We start from the raw sequence: 26887 nt of genomic DNA on the forward strand, positions 1-26887 counted from the left end.
CGTGACTCCCCCTTAGTAGGTGCGGACTTTCGGCTCGAACATCTCGACGGTCTTGGGCGCGAAGTTCACGTCGCGCTTGCCCAGACGCTTGTCGGCCGGGAAATAGAGCGAGTGCTTCAGCCAGTTGACGTCGTCGCGGTCCGGGTAGTCGTAACGGGAATGGGCGCCACGGCTCTCCTTGCGCTCCAGGGCCGCGATGGCGGTGGCTTCGGCCACTTCCATCAGGTTGTCCAGCTCCAGCGCCTCGACCCGCGCGGTGTTGAAGGTGCTGGACTTGTCCGGCAGGTAGGCATTGTCGATGCGCGCACGCAGCTCTTCCAGGCGCTTGACGCCCTCCACCATGTTCTTCTCCTCGCGGAACACGCCGAAGGAGGTCTGCATGATGTCCTGCAGCTCGCGCTTGAGGTCGGGCACGGTCTCGCCGCCCTCGGACTCGTTCCAGCGCGTGATGCGCTTCATCGCCGACTCGACGTCGGACTCGGAGGCCTCGAGGTACTCGATGCCCTCGTTGAGCGCGCCCTCGATGAACATGCCGGCCGCACGGCCGAAGACCACCAGGTCGAGCAGCGAGTTGCCGCCCAGGCGGTTGGCGCCGTGGACCGACACGCAGGCCGCCTCGCCGCAGGCGAACAGGCCGTTGACGATCTGGTCGTTGCCATCGGCATCCTGCATGATCGCCTGACCATGCACGTTGGTCGGGATCCCGCCCATCATGTAGTGGCAGGTCGGCACCACCGGGATCGGCTCCTTGGCCGGATCCGCGTGGGCGAAGGTCTTGGACAGCTCGACGATGCCGGGCAGGCGCTTGCCGAGCACTTCCTCGCCCAGGTGATCCAGCTTGAGGAAGACGTGGTCGCCCTTCTCGCCGCAGCCGCGGCCCTCGAGGATCTCCATGACCATGGAGCGCGCGACCACGTCGCGGCCGGCCAGGTCCTTGGCGTTGGGCGCGTAGCGCTCCATGAAACGCTCGCCGTCCTTGTTGACCAGGTAGCCACCCTCGCCGCGGCAGCCCTCGGTCACCAGGGTACCCGCGCCGTAGATGCCGGTCGGGTGGAACTGCCACATCTCCATGTCCTGCATCGGGAAGCCGGCGCGCAGCGCCATGCCGATGCCGTCACCGGTGTTGATCAGGGCGTTGGTGGTGGAGGCGAAGATGCGACCCGCCCCGCCGGTGGCCATGACGGTGGCCTTGGACTTCACGTGCACCACTTCGCCGGTCTCGATGTCCATGGCGATGCAGCCCACCACGTCGCCGTTGGCGTTCTTGACCAGATCGACGGCGTACCACTCATTGAGGAAGGTGGTGTTGTTCTTCAGGTTGTTCTGATAAAGCGTGTGCAGCAGAGCATGCCCGGTACGGTCGGCCGCGGCGCAGGTGCGAGCCGCCTGGCCGCCCTTGCCGAAGTCCTTGGACTGGCCGCCGAACGGACGCTGGTAGATGCGCCCGTTATCGAAGCGGGAAAACGGCAGGCCCATGTGCTCGAGCTCGAACACCGCCTTGGGGCCCTCGGAACACATGTACTCGGAGGCGTCCTGGTCGGCGATGTAGTCGCCGCCCTTGACGGTGTCGTACATGTGCCAGCGCCAGTCGTCGTTCGGGTCGGCGGAGGCGATGGCACAGGTGATGCCGCCCTGGGCAGAGACGGTGTGCGAGCGGGTCGGAAAGACCTTGGACAGCACGGCGGTCTGCTTGCCGGACTTGGCCAGTTCGAGGGCGGCCCTCAGGCCGGCGCCGCCGCCACCGATGATGATGGCGTCGAAAGACAGGCTACGCATGTTGGACATGAATCAGGCTCCCCACAGAACGGTGATGCCCCAGACCAGGAACACGAAGATGGCCAGGATGATGATGAGCTGCGTACCGATGCGAATACCGGTCGGCTTGAGATAGTCGGTGGTCACGGTCCACAGCCCGACCCAGGCGTGGGCGGCCAGCGAGATAAAGGCCAGCAGCGAGAAGATGCGCATCCAGGTCTGGGCGAAGAGCCCGCTCCAGGCCGCATAGTCGAGGCCCGGGTTGAACAGCAGGAAACCGACGATGAAGAGAGAGTAGAGCGCCAGGATGACGGCAGAGACGCGCTGCAGCAGCCAGTCGGAGAGACCGCTGCGCCCGAGGTTCGTGATATTGGTTACCATACCCAGACTCCCGCCAGAATGATCAGGACCGCGCTCACTACCACGGTGATCTGTGCCTTCTTGACGCCACCCTCGAGGGTCACGCCGATATCCATGTCCATCAGCAGGTGCTTGATGCCGGCCACGAAGTGAAACGCCAGCGCGGAGAGCAAGCCCCAGGCGACCAACTTGGCCAGGAAATTGTGGGCCAGGGCATCGCTAACGGCGGCGAAGCCCGCCGGCGAGGACAGTGACGTGTCGAGCGCCCAGAAGGCGAAGATCAGGCCGATGAAGAGGATGACGCCGGTGATGCGGTGAGCGATCGACGTCAGGGCGGGGAGGGGAAACTGTATCGTGGACAGATCCAGATTTACGGGTCGTTTGCTATTCACGGCTCTACACACTCTCTTGGCCCGCTCTTCTTCGTCCGTCAAGGCCCGAGCGGGCGGTGGTTACGGGAAGGGACACGATCGTGGCCGAGTTGGACACGACCACCGACTCCTGCCAGTCGCGCGCTGAGATTATAGGGTCATCACCCCCTCATGACAAATGGACCCGGGGCCGGGTCGACCATGGTGGAAGGCCGAGTTATCGGCCTTGGCGCGGCCTGACCCGGGGTCCAGGGCGTTGACGGAAACCCTCGCGCCCGGCAATGGTGCAAGGCACCATTTACTGTACAATACTGATTCTCGATAGAGATTGGCGTACAACCAAGAACGCACAATGGTGGAATTGACAATCTCGAGGACGCTTCTATAGTGGGCGAACCTTTTCGCCGGCACTGGCAGCGAAAACACTCAAATATCGTCCCCATGAACTCGAGAGGAGGCCAGTTATGGCTGACAGGAAAGCGACATTGACGGTAGACGGCCTGGACAACCCGATTGACCTGCCGATCTACTCTGGCTCCCTGGGCCCCGACGTCATCGACGTCCGCGGCCTCGGCGCCCAAGGCCTCTTCACCTACGACCCCGGCTTCATGGCGACCTCCTCCTGCCAGTCGGCGATCACCTATATCGACGGCGGCAAGGGGGTGCTGCTGCACCGTGGCTATCCGATCGACCAGCTGGCGAAGCACTCCGACTTCGTCGAGCTATGCTACCTGCTGATGTTCGGCGAACTGCCCGACGAAGCCCAGTACACCGACTTCGAGTCGCGGATCAGCAACCACACCATGGTCCACGACCAGATCAACAACTTCTTCAAGGGCTTCCGCCGCGACGCCCATCCGATGTCGATCCTGTGCGGCGTGGTCGGTGGCCTGGCCGCCTTCTACCACGACCATCTGGACATCAACGTGCAGGAGGACCGCGAGATCAGCGCCATCCGCCTGATCGCCAAGATGCCGACCATCGCCGCGATGTCCTACAAATACAATATTGGCCAACCGTTCAACTACCCACGCAACGACCTGACCTATGCAGAGAATTTCCTCTACATGATGTTCAGCAACCCCTGCGAGGAGTACAAGATCAACCCGGTCTACGCCAAGGCCATGGACCGCATCTTCATGCTCCATGCGGACCACGAGCAGAACGCCTCCACCTCCACGGTGCGCCTGGCGGGCTCCACCGGCGCCAACCCCTTCGCCTGCATCAGCGCCGGCATCGCCGCCCTCTGGGGCCCGGCCCACGGCGGCGCCAACGAGGCGGTGCTGAACATGCTCGACGAGATCGGCGACGACTCCGAGGAGAACATCCAGCGCTTCGTCGACAAGGCCAAGGACAAGGAAGATCCCTTCAAGCTGATGGGCTTCGGCCACCGGGTCTACCGCAACTTCGATCCGCGCGCCAAGGTGATGAAGGAGACCTGCGACGAGGTGCTGGCCGAGCTGGGCCTCGCCGACGACCCGCAGCTGAAGATCGCCAAGCGCCTGGAGCAGATCGCCCTGGAGGACGAGTACTTCATCGAGCGCAAGCTCTACCCGAACGTCGACTTCTACTCCGGCATCATCCTCAAGGCCATGGGCATCCCCAAGAACATGTTCACCGTGATCTTCGCCGTCTCCCGTACCATCGGTTGGATCTCCCACTGGCACGAGATGCTCAGCGACAGCCACAAGATCGGTCGCCCGCGCCAGCTCTACATCGGCCACGACCAGCGCGACTACCCGGCAAGCTGAGCCGCTGCGCGCCCACCGATGACACCAAAGGCCGCCGGCCGCCCGAGAGGGCGGCCTTTTTCGTGTGAGGGCGAGTGCAGGCCTCGGCACTCCGCCTAGCCGAATGCCTACTCAGCAGGTGACGCCCCCTCCCCTCCAGGCACGCCAGCGACCTGCCCCACCCACCGCTCGACCGCATTCGATCAGAATCGCCCCCACGGTCGCCGAGCTCACGATGCGCGCTTACGCTTGCCGACACTCATCGGACGACGGCACCGAACCGGGAAAGGAGAACCCGGAACAGAGCGCCTAGAAAAGAGCGCCTAGAAAAGAGCGTCTGGGAACGAACCCAAGAAACCGGAGCGCGAGAAATCCCCAGAGAGCCTCGAGAGAGCGGCGCAGGAGGCCTGCGTGCCACCAGGGAGACGACACTCTGCCCCGACGGGCAGCGGCGGCCATCACGCCGTGAGACGACCCGTGGAGACTCAGCAGGGCGTCTTATCGCCCTGATACCTAGGAACTAGAATCCTCATCATTTCAGGTTGACTTCTCCATCGACATGCACCTTCGCGGGGCGTCGGCCGTTTTCCACACATTCTGTGGATAACCCTGTTCACAACCTCTCGAAAAGGTCGCAGGAACGCCATGAACAGCGGCACCGCCTTAAATTGGTCATTTTTTGACCTACTGTAAGTCATTGAAATAAAAGACTTATATAAGAAAGCCAGCAACCAAGCGGGTTGGCGCCGCGCCTATGCACAGCCCCGACGCCCAAAGCGGGCCAAGTGGACAAGTCAAGGAGATTTCGCGTCGGAATCGGCACGATTTGCCATCCGGCAGGAACCGGAAAGGCAGACACGACAGAGATGGCCAGGCTGGCGTTAGGGCCGGCTGGTCATGAGAAAGTATTAGAGAGGAAGAATCGAGGTGGCGTCCCATAGGGGGTTCGAACCCCTGTTACCGCCGTGAAAGGGCGGTGTCCTAGACCACTAGACGAATGGGACGCAACGTCTTGCGAAGAGATGGCTGCCATCTGAGGCGATGGTGGAGCCTAGCGGGATCGAACCGCTGACCTCGACACTGCCAGTGTCGCGCTCTCCCAGCTGAGCTAAGGCCCCGATCTCTCGAAGACGGGGCGTATGTTACTGATAACCCCCGCCTTCGTCAACCCCTCGTGCTTCGCACGAGAGCTTTAAGCTGTAAGCCTGAAGGTGGAAGAGGAACAATGCCCACATCAGTGCTCCCACCACACCTCGGCAACCCCGCTACCGCCGGTCTTGCCGAGCTCTTCTTAAAGCTTACAGCTTATGGCTTACAGCTCCCGGAATTCCTTCTCGAATCGCTTGGCCTGCTTCTTGGAAACGCCGCCCAGCACCTCGATGGCGTGCCGCAGGCGCGCCCGCGTCACATCGGAGCCGAGGATCGCCATGGCGTCCATCACCGAGGTGCTCGACGAGGAGCCGGTGACGGCGATGAACACCGGCGCCAGGAAGGCCTTCATCTTCAGGTCGAAGTACTCCGCCAGCGCCTTGACCTCGCCGAGCAGCGCTTCCTTGTGCCAGGCCGGCACAAGCTCGAAGCGCCACACCAGGAACTGCAGCAGCTTCAGCAGCTCCTCGCGGGAGAGCTTCACCGCATCGAAATCGCCCTCTTCGATCGCCGGCAGGCCCGAGAAGAAGTGCCCGGCCAGGGGCGCCACCTGGGAGAGCGTTTCCACCCTAGGGCGCACCTGGGGCAGGATCTGGCCGACATACTCCTCGTTGAAGGCCCACTCCATCAGCGCCTTGAGCAGCGCCGCGTCGTCGAGGTCCTCGCGGATGTAGACGCCGTTGAGCCAGGTCAGCTTGTCGAGATCGAACACCGGCCCGCCCAGCGAGACCCGCTGGATGTCGAAGTGAGTCATCATCTCGTCGAGGCTGAACTTCTCGCGTTCGTCGGGCATCGACCAGCCCATGCGCCCGAGGTAGTTGGTCACCGCCTGGGGCAGGAAGCCCATGCGCCGATAGTAGTTGATGGAGGTCGGGTTCTTGCGCTTGGAGAGCTTCGACTTGTCGGGGTTGCGCAGCAGCGGCATGTGGCAGAGCACCGGCATCTGCCAGCCGAAGTACTCATAGAGCAGCTGATGCTTGGGTGCCGAGTTGATCCACTCCTCACCCCGCAACACGTGGGTGATGCCCATCAGGTGATCGTCGACCACGTTGGCCAGGTGATAGGTGGGCATGCCGTCCGACTTGAGCAGCACCTGGGCATCCACCTGCGCCCAGTCCACCTCGATGACGCCGCGCAGCATGTCCTCGATCACGCAGCTGCCGGTGGCGGGCACCTTCATGCGCACCACGTAAGGCCAGCCCTCCTTCTCGCGACGCGCCTGCTCCTCGGCGGGCAGCGCGAGGTCGGCAGGCTTCAAGGCCAGGTGCATGCCGGCCGCCTTGCGCGCCTCGCGCAGCTCGTCGAGCTCCTCGCTGGTACGATAGCACTTGAAGGCGTGACCGGACTCGATCAGCTGACGGGCATACTCGCCGTAGATATCGCCGCGCTCGCTCTGGCGGTAAGGGCCGTGGGGACCGCCGACGTCGGGACCTTCGTCCCACTCGAGACCCAGCCAGCTCAGGGAGTCGAGGATCATCTGCTCGGACTCGGGCGTCGAGCGCGCCCGGTCGGTGTCCTCGATGCGCAGGATGAACTGGCCGCCGTGCTGGCGAGCAAAACAGAGGTTGAACAGGGCGATATAGGCGGTGCCCACATGAGGGTCGCCGGTGGGTGACGGCGCGATGCGAGTGCGTACAGTCATGTCGTCCTTGGTCCTGTCGATGGAGGGAGGCCGCCCTGACATGGCGGGCGAATGGCCGCATTATACGCACCTGGCCAGCGCCGGGCAGCCGTGGCCGGGAATCATTCCCCCACGGCGTGGTCCACGCTGGACCTGAACTCCGGCAAACAAGGAATGCCATGCTCACGCGACTCCCCGACGATTTCACCGCTGTGATCACCGGCGCCTCCGGCGGCATCGGCAGCGCTGTAGTGGAGGCCCTGCTCGGGAGCGACCGCCCCGGCCGGGTGATCGCCGTCAGCCGTGGCGGTCATCCCCACTCGGATCCTCGCGTCGACTCCCTCGCCCTGGACGTAAGCACCGAGGGGGGCGGTGCGGCCCTGGCCCGAGTCCTGGGCGATGCCCCCGTGCACCTGGTGTTCAACGCCATCGGCATGCTGCACGACGAGAGCCTGAGCATCGGACCGGAAAAGAAGCTCGACGATCTGGACGCCGAGGCCATGGCTCGGCTCTACCAGGTCAACGCCATCACCCCGGCGCTGCTGCTCAAGGCGCTGCAGCCGAGCCTCAAGGGGCACCATCCGGCACTGTTCGCCAGCCTCTCGGCACGCGTCGGCTCCATCGGCGACAACCGTCTCGGCGGCTGGTACGCCTACCGGGCCAGCAAGGCCGCTCATAACATGCTGATGAAGACCGCCGCCGTGGAGCTTCGCCGCCTCAACCCCCAAGCGGCAATCGCCTGCCTGCACCCCGGTACCACGGACACGCCGCTCTCGGCACCCTTCCAGGCCCGGGTGCCCGAAGGCAAGCTGTTTACGCCGACCTTCGTGGCCGAGCGACTGCTGGAGGTGCTCGAGACCTGCACGCCCGACCAGAGCGGCATCTTCCTCGACTGGGCCGGCGAGCGGGTGGCATGGTGACGCGCCGGGGACTAGGGAAGAATTATCGTTGATACCCGTCGTTGCTCGGCAAAACCCGAGCCCGGAAGATCTACATGACGCTTATTGACCATAGGATGACGTAATGGAAACACTCGGCCCACGCATCAAGAAACTTCGGCTGGAGGCCAAGCTCAACAAGGCGGCCCTGGCACGCAGGGTCGGGGTGTCAGACGTGACGATCTCCTACTGGGAGTCGGGTGCCATCAAGCAGATCGGTCATGAGCGCCTCGTCGCCCTGGCTCAAGCGCTCAACTGTCCGCTGTCGCGGCTGCTCGAGGACGAGGGATCCCATGCCTCGCCCCTCTACCTGCGCCGCCGGCTGCCGCTGCCCTGGCAGGATGGCAAGCAACGGGTCATCGAGCTGCCGATCGAGATGGTACCCGGGCAGCGCTGGGATGGCGACTGCCACCTGGTGACGCCAGCGCCGGGCGAGCAGTTCGACTTCCTCATGGAGGGAGACCTAGTGGCCATCGCGACCAGCGACATCTTCCGCCAGCCGGGCCTCTACCTCATTGAGGACGACGGCGAGCTGGCCATTCGGCGGGTCACACAGGGGCCCACCGGCGAGCTGATCTTCCAGCGCCAAGACAGTGACGAGCTCATCCCCTACGCGCCCAGCTGCCGACTGATGGGCAAGCTGGTCGCTCACTGGCGTGCCCAGACGCTTTGAGGCGCTACTCGATCTCCATTACCTCGACACGATCCCGGGTGCGGCGGGTCTCGTCGCCCACCAGGAAGCGCTTGGTGTAGCGGGCCACCTGGCCCAGGCCATGACGCGACTGCTCGACCAGCGGCCCCTGAAGATGCTCGTTGCCCTTACCCAGCCGGTCGCGCACCGCCGCCGGCTGGACGCTGCCCTCCTGTACCACGACCTCCACGAGGTAGTCGCCATCGGGCAACCCACTGCCGGGCCCGAAAGGCCCGGCCACGAAGCCCCCCTCGGCCACCGACACCCGCTCCCGCCAGCGCACCCCGCTGAGTTCCCGCTCCACCAGCACCTGCAGGCGGGTGTCGGCGGGCAGGTTGGTCTCGCCTTTGACCGTCAGGCGCCGATCGCTGCCCAGGCGCGACGAGACATCGATCGTGACCGGCTCCGCAAAGGGCGCCACCCCGGGGGGCGGCTCCGGCGCGGGCTCGGGCGTCGCCTCCGCCATCTCGGCCACCGGGGCCGGGTCGTCAGGCGCGCTGGCCGCCTCCTCCTCGCTGCCGCCGCAGCCCGCCAGCCACATCAGCATTACGCCTGCCCCGATCGCTCGCAACCATGCTGTCATGCACGCCTCCCGCCTCGTCGATGAGTGACCAGACTATCATTCCCGGTCTCGGCGGGTCGGCTCATTGGCGCTCCGCACAGTCGAGGCAGACCGTCGTGTAGGGCAACGCCTGCAGCCGACGGCCATCGATGGGCTCGCCACAGCGCTCACAAGCCTCGCCTTCCCCGGCCTCGATGCGCTTCAGCGCATGCAGTACCTGGCGAAGTTCGTCTTCCGTCTCCTGCTGCAGGGCTTCGATGACCTCGTCGTTCATCAGCTCGATCGATTGATCCTCCATGTCCTTGTCCAGCGGACCGCCCTTCTGCTCCTTGTGGGCCTTATAGCGATCGAACCGTTCGATCAGCTCCTCGCGCAGCCCTTCCAGTTCCTGCTTGCGATCTGCCATGGTACCTCTCCTTTCATCGCATCGTGGGCACACCGACTCTCGCTTGGCACCGCCCGGCTTCCATCGTCAAGGCCCATCCTCGACCATCGTCGGGCTCCACTCTCGACGCCCGGCATTGTGATGGCTCGCCCTCCTCCCGCTTATTGATAGTCCTTTAAGATAGGCCTTCTTTATAGCAGAGCGTTCCCGCCCAGGATGCTGACGAAGATCACCCTCCGGCGCGTCGCGCATCGAGCGGTTTATCCCCTAGGCCATGCCCAGGGTGTCATAGCCCGCCTCGGTGAGCGAAAGCCGCTCGGGTGACTCGTGCCCACGAGTGCGCTCGACCGTGATCAATCCCTCGGCCTCCAGGGCGTCGATGTCTTCCAGCAGCGCCTCCTCCAGGCTGTCGTCACCGGGATGGCCGAAGGGCGCGGCCAGCACGCCGCCGTGCTGCAGCACACGGGCCAGTAGCTCTCTCTGGTAGTCGGTGAGATCAATGCTCATCAGCCTCTCCTTCTGTTCATCGATCGAGTGCTCGTATGGCCAGTATGGACGACGCACGCGACGGGAGTTGACGCCGGCCGCTAACCATGACATCGTGTGCCCAGTTGGTTAGCAAGATGCATATTGTCAGTAGTAGTCGAATCCTTTCGGTTGTCTGGTTATATCCCCTTGTTTTACCCACTAGCATTCGGGGCTACACCCGGTAATTTCGTATCAGGCGCACTGCGCCAAAGAAAGGAGTCATGACATGGCTACTGGCACTGTTAAGTGGTTCAACGACGCAAAAGGCTTCGGCTTCATCACCCCGACCGACGGCGGCGATGACCTCTTTGCTCACTTCTCCGAAATCAAGGCTGAAGGCTTCAAGTCCCTCCAGGACGGCCAGCAGGTCTCTTTCGACGTGGTTCAGGGCAAGAAAGGCCTGCAGGCTTCCAACATCGAAGCCATCTGATCGTCGATCAGACAGACCTCATCTAGCCGCAAGGCTATGAGCACCAAGGCCCGCTGATGCGGGCCTTGGTGTTTATGCGTGTCCGGTTGCCCGATGCGCCCAGCGCATGACACGACCTCCTCGACGGTTGGGCAGAAAGTGACCGGGGCTGGTAGAATGCCCTCCCTTTCGACCACTACCCCGTGATGCCGATGCAACCGCTCGATCGCACCTTCTCCGTCGCGCCTATGATGGATTGGACGACCCGCGACTACCGCGCGTTCGCCCGCTCCCTTACCCGCCGTGCCCTGCTCTACACCGAGATGGTGACCACCGGCGCCATCCTGCACGGCAGCCCGCGCTCTCGCTTCCTCGGCTTCGATGAGGTCGAGCACCCGCTCGCCCTGCAGCTCGGAGGCAGCGATGCCGGTGAACTCGCCGAGTGCGCGGCCATCGCCGAGGCGTGGGGCTTCGATGAGGTCAACCTCAACGTCGGCTGCCCTAGCGACCGGGTGCAGAACAACCTGATCGGCGCCTGCCTGATGGGCCATCCGGAGAAGGTCGCGGCCGCGGTGGCCGCCATGCAGGCGGCGGTGTCGATCCCAGTCACCGTGAAGTGTCGCATCGGCATCGACGACCAGGACGAGGACGAGGACCTTTCGCGCTTCATCGAAACGGTGGCCGACGCCGGCTGCGACACCTTCATCGTGCACGCTCGCAAGGCGTGGCTCGAGGGGCTCTCCCCCAAGGAGAACCGCGACGTGCCGCCGCTCAACTACCCGCGTGTACACCGCCTAAAGGCGAGCCGCCCCGAGCTTCACATCGGTATCAACGGCGGCATCAAGACCCTGGACGAGTGCCGCGCGCAGCTCGACCACGTCGACAGCGTCATGATCGGCCGCGAGGCCTATCAGAACCCCTGGCTGCTGGCCGGCGTGGACGCCGCCCTCTACGGCGAGCCAGGCCCGGCCGAGAGCCGTCACGCGGCGGCCCGCGCGCTGCGACCCTACATCGCCCGTCGTCTCGACGAGGGGGCGAAGCTCAACCACATGACGCGTCATCTGCTGGGCCTCTTCCAAGGCCAGCCGGGCGGGCGCAAGTTCCGCCGCCACCTCTCCGAGAACGCCCATCGCGAGGGCGCGGGCCTGCAGGTCTTCGACGACGCCCTGGGCCTGGTCGCGGAGCGCGAGGCGGCCGAGGTGGCCTAGGCTCCACGTCCCCCGCCTGCGAGACTGTCTATAACGCAACACGGCGCCGAGCGATCGGCGCCGTTGTCGTAGGGGCTGCGTGTCGGTCGAGAGGATCGACCTGGGCGATCAGTAGAGCGCATCGGGCGGCGGCTCCAGGCTGGAGTGGAAGTCCTCGATGGCGCTCTCGGCCTCCTCGATGGCGTCGAAGCGGGCGATGTGGAAGAGCGCCTCGCCCTCGTTGGCCAGCGGCAGCCGGCTCATGCCGATGACGATGCCGTCCGCCACGGCGCGCACCTCGCCCTCGGCATTGCCGAAGGGGTCGGCCACTCGTCCCAGCAGCTCGCCCTTGGCCACCCGGGCGCCGAGGCGCACCTTCGGACGCAGGATGCCGTCGATGGGCGCCCGCGCCCAGCTCGAGCCGTTGGCGACCTCGGCGGCCGGCACCGGTCGACGGCGATGCTCACCGGTCAGCATGCCGAGCCGACGCATCACCCGCAGCACGCCCCGCACCCCCGGGGTGATCGCCCACTGATCGAAGCGCAGCGCCTCTCCCGCCTCGTAGGTAAGCACCGGGATACCGCGGTTCTGCGCGTAATGGCGCAGGCTGCCCTCGCGCAGGTCGGCGTTGAGGATCACCGGCGCGCCGAAGGCGTTGGCCATGCGCTCGGTCTCGCCGCCGGTCGTGAGCTGGGCGCGAATCTGCGGCAGGTTGGTACGATGGATCGCCCCGGTGTGCAGGTCGATGATGTGGCTGGCCTGATCGACGATCTGCTCGCGGAACAGCGCCGCCACGCGACCGCCCAGCGAGCCCGACTCGCTGCCCGGGAAGCAGCGGTTGAGGTCGCGCCGGTCCGGCAGGTAGCGGCTGTGCTGCACGAAGCCGAAGACATTGACGATGGGCACGCCGATCAGGGTGCCACGCAGCCCCTGCAGCTGCTTGGAGCGCAGCAGGCGGCGCACGATCTCCACGCCGTTGATCTCGTCGCCATGAATGCCGCCACAGACCAGCAATACCGGCCCTGGCTGTCGGCCGTGCACCACTTCCAGGGGAATGTAGAGCGGCGCATGGGTATAGAGGCGCGCCACGGGCACGTCGATCTGAGTGCGCGACCCCGGGGCCACACGGGTGCCGGCGATCTCGAAGGGGGAACGGGCCATGCGGCGCTCCTTGCATCACGAAACGGACTTTTCAGGCGTTTCTTATACGCTCCTGGCCCGTGGAAGACGAGCCCGGCGACGCTCGCCCTCTGATTACATATCCATACAGACATGAATGTAAAAAACGGGCCACTGGGGTAGAATACGGAAAACCGTGACACGTTGAGAGCCCCGCCATGGCCAGACGCACCAAGGCCGAAGCCGAAGCCACCCGCGAGGCACTGCTCGACGCCGCCGAGGAGGTGTTCTTCGATAATGGCGTCGCTCGCACCTCGCTGGAACAGATCGCCCGCCACGCCGGCCTGACCCGCGGGGCGGTCTACTGGCACTTCAAGAACAAGGCCGACCTCTTTCGCGCCATGCTCGACCGGGTGCGCATGCCCTTCGAGGAACTCGTGGCGGAGACCGGCGCCTCGCACGACTCACCGCTGGAGACCGTTCGACTGGGCTTCCAGCAGAGCCTGCTGCGCCTGGAGCAGCCGCGCCACCGGCGCGTCCTCGCCATCCTGATCCACCGCTGCGAGTTCTTCGGCGACATCGACCCCTGCGCCATCCAGACGGAGATGGCCGGCGAGTGCCTCGACGCGCTGGGCGGCTACTTCGCCGACGCCCACCGCCTGGGGCTGCTCAAGCAGGGGCTCGCCCCTGAGGTCGCCACCCGCCTGTTGCAGGCGATCCTCAGCGGCCTCTTCCACGACTGGCTGCGCGATCCCGACGCCTACTCCATCTACGAGCGCGGCATGGCCCTGGTGGATGCCCAGCTGGCGCTGATGCGCCGCGACGAGGCCGAGGCAGCTTGATCACGAGGCGGCCGGCGCCTCAGGCCGACGAGCCATTGTGCGGGTTGGCGCCGTGCAGCAGGTGCAGCCGCCGGAGCCGCGTGCGGGCATCCAGGTAGTCGCTTTCGGGCACGGCGCGGTAGCGGCCGTCTCGCGGCAGGTACTTCACCAACACCCGATGCTCCCCGACCCGTGGCGCGTCACCCGACTTGGTGGCCAGCTGCACCTCGTGGCTCGGGTCGCTCTCCAGCACCGCCGTGACGCTGCGCGCCGCATCGGCCGACGCGGCGGTGATACGCACATGCTCCCCGAGCAGGCAGCGCGGCAGGCGCTCCGGCGCACCGGGCCGCTGCTGGTGGAGCCGTCGATGTAGCCGCTGGCAGAGCCAGGCCGCCAGCGGCGAGGCCAGCGCGAAGGCGCCCCAGATCACCAGCACCCCCAGCGGAATGCGGAAGAAGCCCAGTGGCAGCCAGCGCAGCACGGCGAGCTCGATGCCTAGCGTCAGCAGGCTCGCCAGGCCGATCAACAGGGTCAGCGACAGCGATACCGGCACGCCGATGAACCCCAGCGAGACCAGCGCACTGGCCAGGTTATCGTTACGCAGGCTGTCATGCTCGAAGAGCTCGACCGGCGCCAGGCGCAGCGCCACCAGCAGCCAGTAGCAAGCGACCAGCGCCAGCAGAGCGCCGAAGATCACCACGGGAAAACTTAGGGCGATCTCGATGATGGTATCCATGCGGCGTACCTCCCGATGACACTTAGCCAACGAATGAGTCTTCCATTCCCATCCTAGACCATCGGAGCGGCTCGTTCCTGACCCGAATCAAGGATGTATTCGCGCATCCTTATAAAAAACGCCTATCCCCATCGACGCCTGTTGTTGCCATCGCCATGCCAAGGGGCGCCCCAGTGGGGCGCCCCTTGGCGTTCAGCAGGACGTCACATCCGCCTGGTCACGCCGGTATCAGGCGTTGCCACGCGGCTCAGGGTCGGCCGCCTCGCCGGGCGACTCATCGCCCTGATGCGACTTGCGCTGCAGCCAGGCGGAGACCGCGGCGATCATGGCGTAGAAGGTTGGCACGAACAGACTGCCGAGTATCGCCACCGAAGCCATGCCGATCGCCACCGTGGTGCCGATATGGTGGCTGCTGGTGTCGCTCGCCCCGGTGGCGAGCATCAGCGGCAGGGTGCCAAAGATGAACGCCAGGGAGGTCATGACGATCGGCCGGAAGCGCAGCTCCGCCGCCGTGACCGCCGCCTCGCGAATCGACTTGCCCATCTCGCGGCGCTGCAGCTCGGCGAACTCGACGATCAGGATGGCGTTCTTGGCCGCTAGGCCCACCACCACCAGGATGCCGATCTGCACGTAGACGCTGGTGTCCAGGCCGCGCAGGAAGATACCGCCGATCCCGCCCAGCAGGGCGAAGGGCGTGGCAGTCAGCACCGCCAGCGGCAGCGACCAGCTCTCATACTGGGCGGCGAGGATCAGGAACACCATCAGCAGGCCGAAGACGATGGCCAGCGTCGCGGCGCTGCCCGCCTGGCTCTCCTGATAGGCGGTACCGGTCCAACCCATGCCCCAGCCGTCGCCGAGCTGCTCCGCGACGATCTCTTCCATGGCGGCGAGCGCCTCCCCCGAGCTGTAGCCCGGCGCCGGGCCGCCCTGGAACTGGGCGCCGGTGTAGACGCCGAAGCGGGTCACCACCGCGGGCGCCGTCTGGCGCTCGAGGGTCACGAACTCGGAGAGCGGGATGCGCTCGCCGTTGCCGCCACGCACGAAGACGTTGGCGACGTCCGAGGGCGTCTTGCGGAACTCCTCCTGGTTCTGCAGATAGACCTGGAAGTTGCGGTTCTGATAGCTGAAGAAGTTGACGAAACCGTTGCCGAAGGTATTCGACAGCGTGGCATTCAGGTCCGTCAGGCTGACCCCGTAGCTCAACGCCTTCTGCTGGTCGATCTCGGCGCGGAAGGACGGCACGTTGACGTTGAAGGTGGTGAACACCTGCTTCAGCGCCGGATGCTCAGCGGCCGCCTGCATCACCTTCAGCGACGCCTGGAAGAGCTCCTGGGGCGAGGCGCCCTCGAAGGACTGCAGGTAGCCGGTGAAGCCGCCAGTGGTCGAGAGGCCCATGATCGGCGGCATGTTGAAGGCCATGGCCGAGCCGCCCTCGATCTGGGCGCCGAGCTGCATGATGCGACCGATCAGCCCGCTGGCGGTCAGCTCGCGCTCCGCCCAGGGATCCATGGTCACGAACATGATCCCGCGGGCCGTGTTCACCGAGCTCGACAGGATGTCATAGCCGGCCACCGCCGAGGAGAAGCGCACGCCCGGGATCTCCTCGATGGCCGAGCTGAGCTTGCCCATGTACTCCCGAGTCCGCGACAGCGAGGCGGAGTCCGGCAGCTGCACGGCGGTGAGCACGATCCCCTGGTCGGTCTCCGGCACCAGGGTCGAGGGGGTCGCCTGATAGAGCCACCAGGAGCCCCCCATCACCAGGCCGGTGAGCAGCAGTGCCAGCCCCCAGAAGCGCACCAGCTTCTTGACCACCCACATATAGACCGCGGTAATACCCGCGAACAGGCGATCGAACAGGCGCAGCGGCGTGCGCAGCGCGCGGCTGAACGCCGTTTCCTTGCGGTGCAGATCGTGCTTGATGAAGATCGCCGAGAGCGCCGGGGTGAAGGTCAGCGCCATCAGCGCCGAGAAGAGCACCGAGATGGCGATGGTCAGCGCGAACTGCTGATAGATCTGCCCGGTGAAGCCGCCCAGGAAGGCCACCGGCACGAACACCGCCCCCATGATCAGCGAGGTAGCGATGACCGGCCCGCCGACCTCCTTCATGGCCTGGATCGTCGCCTGACGGACGGTGATCTCCTCATCCTCGCCGAGCACCCGCTCGACGTTCTCCACCACCAGGATGGCGTCATCCACCACGATGCCGATGGAGAGCACCAGGGCGAACAGCGTCAGCAGGTTGATGGTGAAGCCGAAGGCGAAGAAACCGGCGAAGGTCGCCAGCACCGAGACCGGCACCACCGACATGGCGATCACCGTGAAGCGCCAGTTCTGCAGGAAGATGAACAGGATGACGCCGACGATCAGGAAGGCCTCGATGAAGGTGTGGAAGACGGTCTCCACGGAGGCATCGATGAACTGGGTGGTGTCATAGGGCACCACGTACTCGAGCCCCGGCGGGAAACGCCCCCCCAGCTCCGCCATCACGTCCTCGACCGCCTTGGCGGTCTCCAGGGCGTTGGCGCCGGGCTGCTGGTTGATGATGATCGGCGCCATGGTGCCGCCGTTGAGCCGCGCCTCCACGCCGTAGAACGACGCGCCGAGCTCGATACGCGCCACGTCGGACAGGCGCAGCGCCGAGCCGTCCGGGTTGGTGCGCAGGAAGATCTCGCGAAAGTCGTCAGTGCTGGAGAGGCGCCCCCCGGCGGTAATGGTGTAGGTGAAGGCCCGCGGCTCGGACTGCGGCGTGGTGGCCAGGTTGCCCGCCGGCACCTCGGTGTTCTGCGCGCGAATGGCCGCGGCGACCTCGGTGGGCGTCAGGTCATACTGCGCCAGCCGGTCCGGGTCCATCCACACACGCATGGCGAACTCGCCGCCGCCCAGCACCTCGGCGTCGCCGACCCCCGGCACCTGGCGCAGCTCGTCCAGGACGTTGAGGGTGGCGTAGTTCTGCAGATAGATGCGGTCGTAGTCCTCCTCGGGCGAAATCAGCGCCACCAGCATCAGGATCGAGCTGGAACTCAGCTCCACGGTCACACCCTGGGCCTGCACCGCCTCGGGCAGCTGCGATAGCGCGCCCTGCACCCGATTGTTGACGTTGATGGTGTTGATGTCGCCGTCGGTGCCGATATTGAAGGCCACCTGCAACTGCATCGAGCCGTTGTCGGCGCTGGTCGAGGTCATGTAGAGCATGTCCTCGACACCGTTGATGGCCTCGGCCAAGGGCGCGGCCACCGTCTGGGCCATGGTCTCGGCGTCGGCCCCCGGGAAGGTGGCGTTGACCGAGACCGTGGGCGGCACCACGCTCGGGTACTGCTCGATGGGCAGCACCCGCATGCTCATCAGCCCGATCAGCGTCAGGATGATCGCCAGCACTGTCGCGAAGATCGGGCGCTTGATGAAGAAGTTGGAGAAGTTCATGGCCCGGCGTCTCCCTCGGCCTCGGCCACGGGTTCGGCGCTCGCCTCGGCGCCCTTCTGTTCATCCTGCTCGCCGGCATCCTCGGCGCTGTCTCCCGCGTTCTGCTCGATGCCTTCGAAGGGCCGGGGCTCGATGGCCGTGCCGGGCTGCAGGCCGGCGGGGTCACCCACCACCACTCGCTCGCCGGGCTCGACGCCGCTGCGCAGGATCTGCCAGGGACCGGCGATCTCGCCGAGCTGCACGGTGCGCGCCCGGGCCTTGTTCTCCTCGTCGAGCACGAAGACCTGGGGCCCCATCAGCCCCTGGGTCAGGGCGATCTCGGGCACCGCCAGCACGTCGAAGCGCTTCATGCCCTCGAGATGGACGCGGACAAACTGGCCGGGCAGCACCCGGGCATCGGGGTTGGCGAAGGTCGCGGTAGCCTGCACGGTACTGGTGGCCTCGTCGACCCGCGAGCCGAGGAAGTCCAGGTGGCCCTCGAGGCGCTCGCCCGCGCCTTCGACGCCACCCGGCAGATCGAGCCAGGCGGTGATCGCCTCGAGGGGTTGGTCGCGCAGCTGCTGGCGCAGCGCGAAGGCACCTTCCTGGGGCAGCTGGAAGCGAACCTCCAGCGGGTCCAGCGGCGTGATGGTGGCGAGCGTGGTGCCCGGCTGCACCAGGTTGCCCAGATTGACCTCGCTGAGGCCGATCATGCCGGCCACCGGTGCGGTGACGTCGGCATAGCCGAGGTCGATGCGCGAATTGGCCAGCGCCGCCTCGGCCTGGGAAACCGAGGCCCGGGCCACGTTCAGCTCGGCCTGTGCCTGGTCGACCTGCTGCCGGCTCACCGAGTTCTGGCTGAGCAGCTGCTGGAAGCGGGCGGCATCGCGCTGGGCGCGTGAGAGTTCGGCGCGGGCGCTCTCGAGGTCGGCCTCGCGCTGGGCCACCACGGACTCGTAGAGGTCCGGCTCGATGGAGTAGAGGCTAGCGCCCTCTTCCACCATCTCGCCCGGCTCGAAGTGACGCTCCTCGAGGAAACCGGTGACGCGGGCCACCAGGGTGACTTCGTCGTCGCTGCGCAGCTTGGCGGGGTAGGACTTGGCAAGCGGCAGATCCTGGCGGGCCATCTCCATGATCGGCTTGGGGGTCGGGGGCGCGTCATCCTGATCGGACGCCTGCTGCTCGGGGGCCTGTTGCTGACCACAGGCGGCAAGCACGAGGCCCGTGGCCAGGGCCACCAGGCCGCCCCGGCCTCGTTTGGTGATGGTTGTCATGGGTACTTTCCATTAGGCGCGTCGGAGGAGAAACGAATTTTACATTCATTCATGAATGTTTGTAAATTTCCGGTTGCCGCCCATTACTCCTCGAGACGCGGCGGCGCCCCGATATTCATGACCGCATCCCGCGACTCGGCATTCTCGGGCAGCGTGAAGGAGACGCTGCCGCCATCCAGCCAGGCGTTCACTTCCTCGACCGCCGGCACGTCCAGGGTTCCCGACTGCTGGCGCAGGGTCAGCAGGTTGATCACGTAGTCGTAGCGGGCGCTGGCGTGCTCGGCAACGGCGTTGTAGAGGTTCTGCTCGGCATTGAGCACGTCGACGATATTGCGCGTCCCGACCTCGTAGCCGGCGCGGGTGGCATCCAGCGCGCTCTGGTTAGAGACGATCGCCTGGGCGCGCGCCTCCACGGTGGAGACGTCGTTGCTGACCTGGGTATAGAAGGAGCGCACCTGCTGGACGGTGTCGCGACGCTGGGACTCGAAGTCGTACTGGCTCGCCTCCAGCAGGTAGGTGTTCTGGCGGATACTGGCCGAGGTGCGCCCGCCGGTGTAGAGCGGCACGCTCACACCGAGGCCCACCTGGCTGGCCGAGGTGTGGCCCTCGATCGCGTCCCGATCATCGTCGGCGTAGTTGTAGTTGGCGAAGGCATTGAGCGTGGGCAGGCGCCCCGCCCGGGCGATATCAACGCCGCTGCGCGAGACCTCGACTCCGGCCTGGCTGGCCAGCACCTGGGGGTTATTCTCCATCGCGAGCGCCACCCACTGGTCGCGATCGCTCGGGGTGGGCGGCGCGATGGGGATCTCGTCGCCCAGCGAGTCGATGCTGGCGTAGCGCTGACCGGTTAGGCGCTCCAGGGCCTCGAAGTTGACCTGCAGGTTGCTCTGCGCCGTGATGCGCTCCGCCCGCGCCTGGTCGAAGGCCGCCTGGGCCTCCTCGACCTCGGTGATGGCGATCAGGCCCACCTCGAACTGCTCGCGCGCCTGCTCCAGCTGGCGACCGATGGCCCGCTCCTGGGCGCGCCGCGCCTCGAGCACCTCAAAGGCACGCAGGATCTCGAAATAGGCCGAGGAGACATCGATCAGCACCTGCTGCTCGGTGGCGGCCAGCCGGTAGAGCTGCTGGTCGATCTCGCGTTCGGCCTGCTCGACCTCCCGCGCATTGCGGGCGTCGAAGAGCGCCTGAGTGGCCTCCAGGGTCAGGCTGGCGCCGGTATAGTTATCGTCCCCGACGGACTGGAATCCGCCCGTCTGGCTCTCGTACTGGCGGTTGTGGCTCACGTTGCCCGACACATCGACCTGCGGCAGCAGGTCGCCCTGCTGGACGTCCCGCCCCGCCTCCACGCTGTTCGTCTGGGAGCGGGCCGAGGCCAGCTCGGCATTGTTCTGCATCGCATCGCGGGCGATGGTCAGGAGATCCGCCGCCTGCACCGGCGCGGCGACGGCCGCCGCGACTAGGGCCGGCAGCAGCGCGCGGCGGGCGAACCGCGTGCCGGTGCAGCGAAGGGAACGGGGACGCATCATCGGTAGATCCTCGGTGTCGTGATGGTGATATTTACATACATTGTCGCATGTTTGTTGGTCGAGTCCACCGCCCTGGCCTACGACCAAGGAAACTGGCCACGAGACGGCGCCGTCCGCTATGCTGCATAGCAGCATACTCCATCGACAGGACCACCGGCACGATCCCCATCGCTGGCCGGCCGCGGTTCGGTCGACCTCTCCCTCAGGCCTACTCAGGAAGCCTGCCCATGGATGCCCTGGAACTCGTCAAGGTAAACGCGCTGGAGGTTGCCGTGCGGATCTGGCACCCCGAGGCGCCCCGCACCGTGATCGCCTGGCACGGCCTGGCTCGCCACGGTGGCGACTTCGCCGACTTCGCCCGGGAGCTCGGTCCCGAGTGGCGGATCCTGGCGCCCGACACCCCGGGCCGGGGCCTCTCGAGCTGGTCGTCGACACCATCCTGCCACTATGTATATTCCCATTACATGACGATAGCAGCTGCGGTGATGGATCACTTCGGCCTGGAACGCGTGCCCTGGGTCGGCACCTCCATGGGGGGCCTGCTGGGCATGCTGCTGGCCGCCGAGCCGGCTAGCGCGGCGCGCATCGAACGGCTGGTGCTCAACGACGTGGGCCCGGAACTCGCTCCCGAGGGCCTGGCGGATCTGGCCAGCTACTTCGGCGTACCCCATCGCTTCCTGCATTTCAGCGAGCTCGAGGCCGAACTGCGACGCCACTACACCGGCTTCGGCATAGAGGGAGACGACGCCTGGCGCCGCCTGGCGCTGGGCAGCGCTCGCCGGCTGCCCGACGGCAGCTGGACCTACCACTTCGATCCGCGCATCGCGGAGCAATTCGTCCACGACACGCCGCGCGACACCTGGGCAGACTGGGCCGCCATCCGCTGCCCGCTGATGGTCCTCCGCGGCCGGCACTCCCCGCTGCTGAAGGCCGAGAGCGTGTCGCGCATGGCCGAGGCGCAGCCCGATCTCGTCAGCCACGAGGTACCGGGCTGCGGCCATGCCCCGATGCTCGACCGCCGCGACCAGGTCGCGCCCATCGCCGCCTTTCTGTCCGAATCGCCCGCCCAGGCAACGGCATCTCGCTACGAGAACGCGAGCACGCCGTGGTGGCGGCGTCTGCTGTGGCGCCGGGGCCACAGCTAGCCTCGCGGCCCCGTCGCAGATGCACATGTCGCCAACGCGCATGTCGCCGCCGATCACCACGACGCCACAGCAGCCAGTCGACCGGCAGCAGCGAGATCAGGGTGACCATCAGGCGCCGCAGCGCCCCGAGTTGGGCTCCACGTCATGGCGAATCACCTCGCCGTCGCGGCGCTCGAGCCAGTAGAGGTCCCCTTCGGGATCCAGACGCACCTCGTAGGCGTTCTGCGGCACCCCGTTGTCGAAGGCGTCATCGATCCGCTGGGCCAGCGACGGATCCTCGATGATGAATCCAAGCTCGGTGTTCAGGTTGGCCGAGCGGGGATCGAAGTTGAACGACCCCACGAAGACACGCTCGCCATCCACGGCGAAGGTCTTGGCATGCAGGCTGGCGCCGGAACTGCCGAACGGCCCCGCACTCGGGTTGCGTTCCTGATGCTTGCGCCGCTTGGCATAGCCGGCGTGCACGGCGGCCACGTCGGTGGCTTCCAGGGCATTGGTCAGCACCTCGACCCCGTCTCGTTCCAGTTTCCGGAAGGCCTCGGTCCCCGACTTGGCCGGCACGAAGTAGGGCGAGACCAGGGCAATATGGCGCTCGGCGTCGTCGAAGATGAGCGTGAGATCATGGCTCAGCAGCGCCAGTCCACTCGCCTGGCCAAGCCCCTTGGCCGGGTCATCGCTGAGCATCCGCACCGGCGCCCAGACCAGGCCCAGCTCGTTGGCCAGCAGCTTCTGCAGGCGGGCGCCTGGCCATCCGCGGTGACTGGACGCTTGCGCACCACGCGAGCCTCAAGCGCCAGGTACGGGTCGCCGATCGCCTCGCGGTGGTCGAGGCTACCGACGATGCCTGGATCCATGACTATTTCCACGGCCCCGTGGCCGTGCCGCCCGGCGGGCGGCCCACCCGGCAGAGGACGCCTGACGATGGAACCCCGCGCCCACCATGTACTGATCGGGCTGTTCACGGTGATCACCCTGGGCCATCTGGAGACCCTCTCGGGCGCGCTGGTCGAGCAGCGCGACGCCGTCGGCGAGGCCATCACTGTGATCGGCCGCGCCAGCGAGCAGGCGACGGCCACCCTGCAGCGCTGCGAGCGCCTCGGCGAGCGGGCCGATCGGCTCGCCATCGAGGTGGTCGACTGGGCGCTGTCGCGGCTGCCCCCGTGATCCTTCCTGATCAGGCGGCCTCCAGCCGCGCCACCGCTCGCTCGACCGCGCCGCGGTAGCTACCGCCGAACAGCAGCAGGTGGTTGAGCAGCGGATAGAGCTGGAACAGGGTCTCACGCCGCGGCCAATCGGCCGGGGCGCGGCCGTTCCAGTAGGCCTCGAAGAAGGCCTCGCCCGGCGTGCCGAACAGCGTCAGCATGGCCAGGTCGACTTCCGGATAGTGACGGTAGACCGCCGGGTCGATGATCGCCGGTCCCTTTGGTGTGAAGAGCACATTGCCCGACCAGAGATCGCCATGCACCAGGCTCGCCGGAGCGTCCGGCAGCCACGCCTCGAGCCCCTGGGCGATGGCCTCGAGGCGCTGGCGCAGCCCGCCGTCCATGAGGCCGCGTTGCTGGCAGGCCTCGGCGAGTGGCAGCAGGCGCCGCTCGCGCTGGAAAGCGCGGCCATCGGCAAGCGGCGCATTGGGCTGGGGCGTGCGGCCGCAGGCGTTGTCATGCGGCCAGCCGTGGGCATCGCCGATATCGGCGTGCAGCGCCCGCAGGCCCTCCCCCAGGCGCGCCGCATCGCTTCCCGCCTGTCCGCGCTCCAGCGCCTCCATCACCAGCCAGCCGTCACCCTCGGCCAGCACCTCGGGCACGATGAGCCGCGTGTTGGCCTGGCGCAGGGCGCGCAGGCCATCGGCCTCGCCGGCCAGTCGCGCGGGATCGTCGCGCTTGATCACCACCGCCCCCTGGTCGGTCATCAGGCGCCGGACCTCGGCGATGTCGCCACCGCCGAGGGGGACGGGATCGCCCCGGGGCGTCAGGGCCGCCGAGGCCAGCAGTCGCGCCAGTGTTGGCTCCATGGGTCATGCCTCCTTTGCCGTGCCGATTGCCGCGAGGGTCGCCAGTCCGGTCGGCGCTGTCAAAGCGATGGGACGGCCGGACGACAGCGTGCAATGCACCAAAAAAAAGACCGCCCCGGAGGACGGCCAAAGAACACAAACGGGAGATTAGCAACGGTAGATGCTCGGCAGGCTGATCGGTGGAGGGTTATTCCGGCATCAGCACACCGTCGATCACATGGATAACGCCGTTGCTCGCCTCGATGTCTGCCTGGATGACGGTGGCATCGTCGATCATCACGCTGCCATCCATGGTGGTGATGGTGATGTCCTGGCCCTGCACGGTGGTGGCGCTATCGGCGGCCATGGCGTCCTCCGCCATGACCTTGCCGGGCACCACGTGATAGGTGAGCACGGCCTGCAGGGTCTCCTGGTTCTCGGGCTTGAGCAGGTCCTCGACGGTGCCCTCCGGCAGCGCGGCGAAGGCCTCGTCGGTAGGAGCGAAGACCGTGAAGGGGCCTTCGCCTTTGAGGGTCTCGACCAGCTCGGCCGCCTTGACCGCGGCGACCAGCGTCTCGAACTGCCCCGCCCCCACGGCGGTGTCGACGATGTCCTTCTTCATACCGTGGTGGTCGGCCTGGACGCCGCCGGCGAGCATCAGTCCCAGCATGCCGACACCAAGGGCACGGGTCACGGAGGTGGTGAAGGGGGCGGCGATGGAAGTGATAAGGGTCTTCATGGGGCACTTTCCTCTTGTTGAACCGCGGGCGCATCTTGCCCGAGGGGGTGTTCGCTATCGACTTGGAACCTTCGGCGGAGGGCGCTCTACCTCAACCTGTACAGAGCTTAGTATCTGTATAGGTATTGGACAAGTATTATTTTCTCGCCGCCGACACGGCTGACGCCGCCGGCACGATATGGCACAACGAGAGGCACATTGCCCAAGAGGAGTCACGACCATGTACAAGCTGGCCTTCTTCGTGCCGATGGCGGATGCCGAGGCCGTCAAGGAAGCCGTCTTCGCCACCGGGGCGGGGCGCATCGGCGACTACGAGGCGTGCTGTTTCCAGATGCCGGGCACCGGGCAGTTTCGCCCGCTGCCGGGCGCCGACCCCCACATCGGCCGGGTCGGCGACCTAGAACGGGTCGAGGAACTGAAGGTGGAGCTGGTCTGCGAGGATGGGCTGATCCGTGAGGCGGTGGCCGCCCTCAGGGCGGCCCACCCCTACGAGGAGCCGGCCTTCGACGTCTGGCAGTTGGCGGATATCTGACGCGCCACGGACCCGTCAGGGCCCGTGGAAGGAGAGTGCCGAGACGGTCGCTCGACCTGGAGGAGGCAGCCTAGAGGAATCCCAGCAGCCGGGGCAGGAACAGTGACAGTTCGGGCACGAAGGTGGTGATCAGCATCACCGGCAGCCCCACCAGGGCGATCAGCAGCAGCGCCGGCGAGAAGGTCTTGTGGATGGAGACACGGCCGATGCGACACGCCATGTAGAGAATCGGCGCCACCGGGGGACTGTTGGCCCCGATCACCACCGAGCAGGCGACGATGGCACCGAAGTGAACCGGGTGGATGCCGGTGTCCACCATCAGCGGCAGGAACAGCGGCGCCACCACCACCGTCACCGAGACGTCGTCCATGATGGCGCCGGCGATGATCAGGAACGCATTGATGGTGATCAGGATCATCAGGGGATTCTGGACCAGAGTGGTGATCATCTCGGTCAGGTCCTGGGGCACCCGTTCGAAGGCCAGGATGCGACCGATCATGAAGGAGAACAACAGGATCAGGATGATCGAGCCGGTGGTCTCGGACGCCGCGATCACGCTGCGGTAGAAGCTCTTCAGCGACTGGTCGCGATAGACCAGAAAGCCGATGACGATGGCAGAGAAGGCCGCCACCGCCGCCGCTTCCGTGGGGGTGAAGACGCCGCCGTAAATCCCGCCGAGAATGATGAAGGGCAGACTCAGTGCCGGCAGGGCCCGCCAGGTGGCCACACCGCGTGAAGGCAGGGGCGTGGCGCCCTTCATGGCATCGCTGGCCACCTCCTGGAACAGCCGGCCACAGGCCAGGCGGTTGACCACGATCAGCCCCAAGATCAGCAGCAACGCCGGCCCCACCGTCGCCGCGAACAGCGCCGCCACCGACTGGCGGGTGACCACCGCGAACAGGATCATGGTGATCGAGGGCGGCAGCAGGATGCCCAGCAGCGAGGAGATGCCCAGCAGCGCCGAGGAGTAGCCGCGGGGGTAGCCGCGCTGTTCCAGGGGACCGATCATGATGGTGCCGATGGAGGCCACCGCCGCCGTCGCCGTGCCGGCGATGGCGCCGAAGATGCCCGAGGCGAGCACCATGGAGGCGCCCATACCGCCACGACGCTTGCCGACCAGGGTCTCGATGAAGGTGACCAGGCGGCTGGCGATGCCGCCGCTCTGCATCAAGTAGCCGGTCAGCACGAACAGTGGCAGGGCGATCAGGATCACCGAGTCTACCGAGCGGAATCCCTGCAGCATCAGGGTGTTGAAGTCGGCGTCGTAGATGAAGGCCAGATAGGCCAGCACGCCGGCGAAGGACCAGGCGATGGGCACACCAAGCCCCATCAGCACCAGCAACAGGACAACCGCAAGCAAGCCTTCCATTATTGCTCTCCCTTGATGGCAAGTGATGACGAACGATCGATCCCGATGAACTGCCGGATGCCCTGGATGACGTCGCGCAGGGCATAGCAGAAGCAGCCGATGCTGGCGACCATGATCGCCGCCTGGGAGACCCACAACGGGAGGGATAACTCAGGGGTTCGCTGGGGTCGTACCAGCCCCCAGGAGAGCATGCTCCAGGCCCAGTAGACGAAGCAGGCGCTGATCCCGGTCACGATGAGCGAGACCAGCACCTTATGCAGTCCCAGGATGCGCGAGTCGCGGATCTGGAGCTCGAGAAAATCGACGACCAGGTGCTCGTTCCGGCGACTGGCGATCACCGCCCCCGACATGTAGAGCCACATGCCGGCCAGCATGACCAGCTCCAGGGTGCCGACCAGCGACCAGCCGAAGACGTAGCGCGCCAGGATGAGAAAGAGCATCAGCCCCACCACGAGCAGGCTCGCGACGAAAGTGACCAGCTCGAGGAGCCGACCGACCCAGAGGTCCAGCCGGGAAAAGAAGGTCTGCATGACGTGCCCTCCACGCAGTGA

At 66.1% G+C, this 26887-nt stretch carries 26 protein-coding genes and 2 tRNA genes; 9 read left to right on the forward strand and 19 right to left on the reverse strand.

All coding sequences use genetic code 11. The features are described from left to right. Nucleotides 1–12: 12 nt before the first annotated feature. The 3 genes from sdhA to sdhC are packed head-to-tail and all read right to left on the reverse strand — an operon-like array spanning nucleotide 13 to nucleotide 2507. Nucleotides 13–1785, reverse strand: a complete 1773-nt coding sequence (sdhA, locus tag FEI13_RS06645) for a succinate dehydrogenase flavoprotein subunit (RefSeq protein WP_138180628.1) — start codon at nucleotides 1783–1785, stop codon at nucleotides 13–15. A 3-nt stretch (nucleotides 1786–1788) separates the two neighbouring features. Further along, nucleotides 1789–2136, reverse strand: a complete 348-nt coding sequence (gene sdhD, locus FEI13_RS06650) for a succinate dehydrogenase, hydrophobic membrane anchor protein (protein ID WP_138180630.1) — start codon at nucleotides 2134–2136, stop codon at nucleotides 1789–1791. Then, nucleotides 2130–2507, reverse strand: coding sequence for a succinate dehydrogenase, cytochrome b556 subunit (gene sdhC / locus FEI13_RS06655; RefSeq protein WP_204758371.1), 378 nt, complete (start codon nucleotides 2505–2507; stop codon nucleotides 2130–2132). Before sdhC ends, sdhD begins: the two co-directional genes overlap by 7 nt. A gap of 443 nt (nucleotides 2508–2950) precedes the next feature. Here sdhC and gltA point away from each other — a divergent pair, with 443 nt between their 5' ends. Further along, a complete protein-coding gene (gene gltA, locus FEI13_RS06660; protein ID WP_138180632.1) occupies nucleotides 2951–4237 on the forward strand; it encodes a citrate synthase in 1287 nt (428 codons plus the stop codon). 907 nt (nucleotides 4238–5144) lie between these two features. Here the strand turns inward: gltA and FEI13_RS06665 are convergent. The 3 genes from FEI13_RS06665 to gltX form a co-directional block, all read right to left on the reverse strand. After that, nucleotides 5145–5220, reverse strand: a tRNA-Glu gene (locus FEI13_RS06665). A gap of 38 nt (nucleotides 5221–5258) precedes the next feature. Beyond that, nucleotides 5259–5334: transfer RNA gene (locus tag FEI13_RS06670), tRNA-Ala, on the reverse strand. A gap of 194 nt (nucleotides 5335–5528) precedes the next feature. Further along, nucleotides 5529–7007, reverse strand: a complete 1479-nt coding sequence (gene gltX / locus FEI13_RS06675; RefSeq protein WP_138180634.1) for a glutamate--tRNA ligase — start codon at nucleotides 7005–7007, stop codon at nucleotides 5529–5531. 158 nt (nucleotides 7008–7165) lie between these two features. Here gltX and FEI13_RS06680 point away from each other — a divergent pair, with 158 nt between their 5' ends. Then, nucleotides 7166–7906, forward strand: coding sequence for an SDR family NAD(P)-dependent oxidoreductase (locus tag FEI13_RS06680; RefSeq protein ID WP_138180636.1), 741 nt, complete (start codon nucleotides 7166–7168; stop codon nucleotides 7904–7906). A 103-nt stretch (nucleotides 7907–8009) separates the two neighbouring features. Continuing rightward, entirely contained in the window at nucleotides 8010–8597 is a 588-nt protein-coding gene (locus FEI13_RS06685; RefSeq protein WP_138180638.1) for a helix-turn-helix domain-containing protein, read from the forward strand. Between the two features lie 4 nt (nucleotides 8598–8601). Here the strand turns inward: FEI13_RS06685 and FEI13_RS06690 are convergent, their stop codons facing one another. The 3 genes from FEI13_RS06690 to FEI13_RS06700 all read right to left on the reverse strand — a co-directional run bounded on the left by FEI13_RS06690 (nucleotide 8602) and on the right by FEI13_RS06700 (nucleotide 10069). Continuing rightward, nucleotides 8602–9198, reverse strand: coding sequence for a hypothetical protein (locus FEI13_RS06690; protein WP_138180640.1), 597 nt, complete (start codon nucleotides 9196–9198; stop codon nucleotides 8602–8604). Between the two features lie 61 nt (nucleotides 9199–9259). Further along, nucleotides 9260–9583: a TraR/DksA family transcriptional regulator gene (locus FEI13_RS06695; protein WP_138180642.1), complete on the reverse strand. Its 324-nt coding sequence runs from the start codon at nucleotides 9581–9583 to the stop codon at nucleotides 9260–9262. Between the two features lie 246 nt (nucleotides 9584–9829). After that, on the reverse strand, nucleotides 9830–10069 hold the full coding sequence (locus tag FEI13_RS06700; protein ID WP_138180644.1) for a hypothetical protein: 240 nt from the start codon (nucleotides 10067–10069) through the stop codon (nucleotides 9830–9832). 247 nt (nucleotides 10070–10316) lie between these two features. Between FEI13_RS06700 and FEI13_RS06705 the strand changes: the two genes are divergently transcribed. Both FEI13_RS06705 and dusA read left to right on the forward strand, forming a co-directional pair. After that, nucleotides 10317–10520 carry a cold-shock protein gene (locus tag FEI13_RS06705; RefSeq protein WP_089847775.1) on the forward strand — a complete coding sequence of 68 codons (204 nt, stop codon included), beginning with the start codon at nucleotides 10317–10319 and terminating at the stop codon, nucleotides 10518–10520. A gap of 191 nt (nucleotides 10521–10711) precedes the next feature. Beyond that, nucleotides 10712–11707 (forward strand): tRNA dihydrouridine(20/20a) synthase DusA, encoded by a 996-nt coding sequence (gene dusA / locus FEI13_RS06710; protein WP_138180646.1) that lies wholly within the window; start codon nucleotides 10712–10714, stop codon nucleotides 11705–11707. A gap of 108 nt (nucleotides 11708–11815) precedes the next feature. On the opposite strand, the gene FEI13_RS06715 is transcribed toward dusA, so the two are convergent. After that, nucleotides 11816–12847: a succinylglutamate desuccinylase/aspartoacylase family protein gene (locus FEI13_RS06715; RefSeq protein WP_138180648.1), complete on the reverse strand. Its 1032-nt coding sequence runs from the start codon at nucleotides 12845–12847 to the stop codon at nucleotides 11816–11818. A 176-nt stretch (nucleotides 12848–13023) separates the two neighbouring features. Between FEI13_RS06715 and FEI13_RS06720 the strand changes: the two genes are divergently transcribed. Further along, nucleotides 13024–13647 (forward strand): TetR family transcriptional regulator, encoded by a 624-nt coding sequence (locus FEI13_RS06720; protein ID WP_138180649.1) that lies wholly within the window; start codon nucleotides 13024–13026, stop codon nucleotides 13645–13647. Between the two features lie 19 nt (nucleotides 13648–13666). Here FEI13_RS06720 and FEI13_RS06725 read toward each other — a convergent pair whose 3' ends face one another. From FEI13_RS06725 to FEI13_RS06740, 4 genes are all read right to left on the reverse strand, one after another. After that, on the reverse strand, nucleotides 13667–14362 hold the full coding sequence (locus FEI13_RS06725; protein WP_138180651.1) for a hypothetical protein: 696 nt from the start codon (nucleotides 14360–14362) through the stop codon (nucleotides 13667–13669). A 228-nt stretch (nucleotides 14363–14590) separates the two neighbouring features. Then, nucleotides 14591–17782 (reverse strand): efflux RND transporter permease subunit, encoded by a 3192-nt coding sequence (locus tag FEI13_RS06730; RefSeq protein ID WP_138180653.1) that lies wholly within the window; start codon nucleotides 17780–17782, stop codon nucleotides 14591–14593. Continuing rightward, nucleotides 17779–19035, reverse strand: a complete 1257-nt coding sequence (locus tag FEI13_RS06735; RefSeq protein WP_138180655.1) for an efflux RND transporter periplasmic adaptor subunit — start codon at nucleotides 19033–19035, stop codon at nucleotides 17779–17781. Before FEI13_RS06735 ends, FEI13_RS06730 begins: the two co-directional genes overlap by 4 nt. Nucleotides 19036–19118: 83 nt before the next feature. Beyond that, nucleotides 19119–20561, reverse strand: coding sequence for a TolC family outer membrane protein (locus tag FEI13_RS06740; RefSeq protein WP_240036456.1), 1443 nt, complete (start codon nucleotides 20559–20561; stop codon nucleotides 19119–19121). 227 nt (nucleotides 20562–20788) lie between these two features. On the opposite strand from FEI13_RS06740, the gene FEI13_RS06745 reads away from it, so the two are divergent. After that, nucleotides 20789–21706, forward strand: coding sequence for an alpha/beta fold hydrolase (locus tag FEI13_RS06745; protein ID WP_138180657.1), 918 nt, complete (start codon nucleotides 20789–20791; stop codon nucleotides 21704–21706). 108 nt (nucleotides 21707–21814) lie between these two features. Here the strand turns inward: FEI13_RS06745 and FEI13_RS06750 are convergent, their stop codons facing one another. Then, complete coding sequence (locus FEI13_RS06750) at nucleotides 21815–22390, reverse strand: phospholipase D-like domain-containing protein (protein ID WP_240036457.1); 576 nt, start codon at nucleotides 22388–22390, stop codon at nucleotides 21815–21817. A gap of 237 nt (nucleotides 22391–22627) precedes the next feature. Here FEI13_RS06750 and FEI13_RS06760 point away from each other — a divergent pair, with 237 nt between their 5' ends. Then, on the forward strand, nucleotides 22628–22870 hold the full coding sequence (locus tag FEI13_RS06760) for a hypothetical protein (protein ID WP_138180659.1): 243 nt from the start codon (nucleotides 22628–22630) through the stop codon (nucleotides 22868–22870). 10 nt (nucleotides 22871–22880) lie between these two features. Here FEI13_RS06760 and FEI13_RS06765 read toward each other — a convergent pair whose 3' ends face one another. Both FEI13_RS06765 and FEI13_RS06770 read right to left on the reverse strand, forming a co-directional pair. Beyond that, nucleotides 22881–23717 (reverse strand): fructosamine kinase family protein, encoded by an 837-nt coding sequence (locus FEI13_RS06765; protein ID WP_138180661.1) that lies wholly within the window; start codon nucleotides 23715–23717, stop codon nucleotides 22881–22883. A gap of 187 nt (nucleotides 23718–23904) precedes the next feature. Beyond that, nucleotides 23905–24435: a fasciclin domain-containing protein gene (locus tag FEI13_RS06770; RefSeq protein ID WP_166462123.1), complete on the reverse strand. Its 531-nt coding sequence runs from the start codon at nucleotides 24433–24435 to the stop codon at nucleotides 23905–23907. 220 nt (nucleotides 24436–24655) lie between these two features. On the opposite strand from FEI13_RS06770, the gene FEI13_RS06775 reads away from it, so the two are divergent. Beyond that, on the forward strand, nucleotides 24656–24967 hold the full coding sequence (locus tag FEI13_RS06775; RefSeq protein WP_138180663.1) for a YqfO family protein: 312 nt from the start codon (nucleotides 24656–24658) through the stop codon (nucleotides 24965–24967). 70 nt (nucleotides 24968–25037) lie between these two features. Here FEI13_RS06775 and FEI13_RS06780 read toward each other — a convergent pair whose 3' ends face one another. Together FEI13_RS06780 and FEI13_RS06785 are read right to left on the reverse strand one after the other, a co-directional pair. After that, nucleotides 25038–26336, reverse strand: a complete 1299-nt coding sequence (locus FEI13_RS06780) for a TRAP transporter large permease (protein WP_138180665.1) — start codon at nucleotides 26334–26336, stop codon at nucleotides 25038–25040. Beyond that, nucleotides 26336–26866: a TRAP transporter small permease gene (locus tag FEI13_RS06785; RefSeq protein WP_138180667.1), complete on the reverse strand. Its 531-nt coding sequence runs from the start codon at nucleotides 26864–26866 to the stop codon at nucleotides 26336–26338. Before FEI13_RS06785 ends, FEI13_RS06780 begins: the two co-directional genes overlap by 1 nt. Nucleotides 26867–26887 lie beyond the last annotated feature (21 nt).

The organism is Halomonas urmiana (assembly GCF_005780185.1).
Classification (GTDB): Bacteria; Pseudomonadota; Gammaproteobacteria; order Pseudomonadales; family Halomonadaceae; genus Halomonas; species Halomonas urmiana.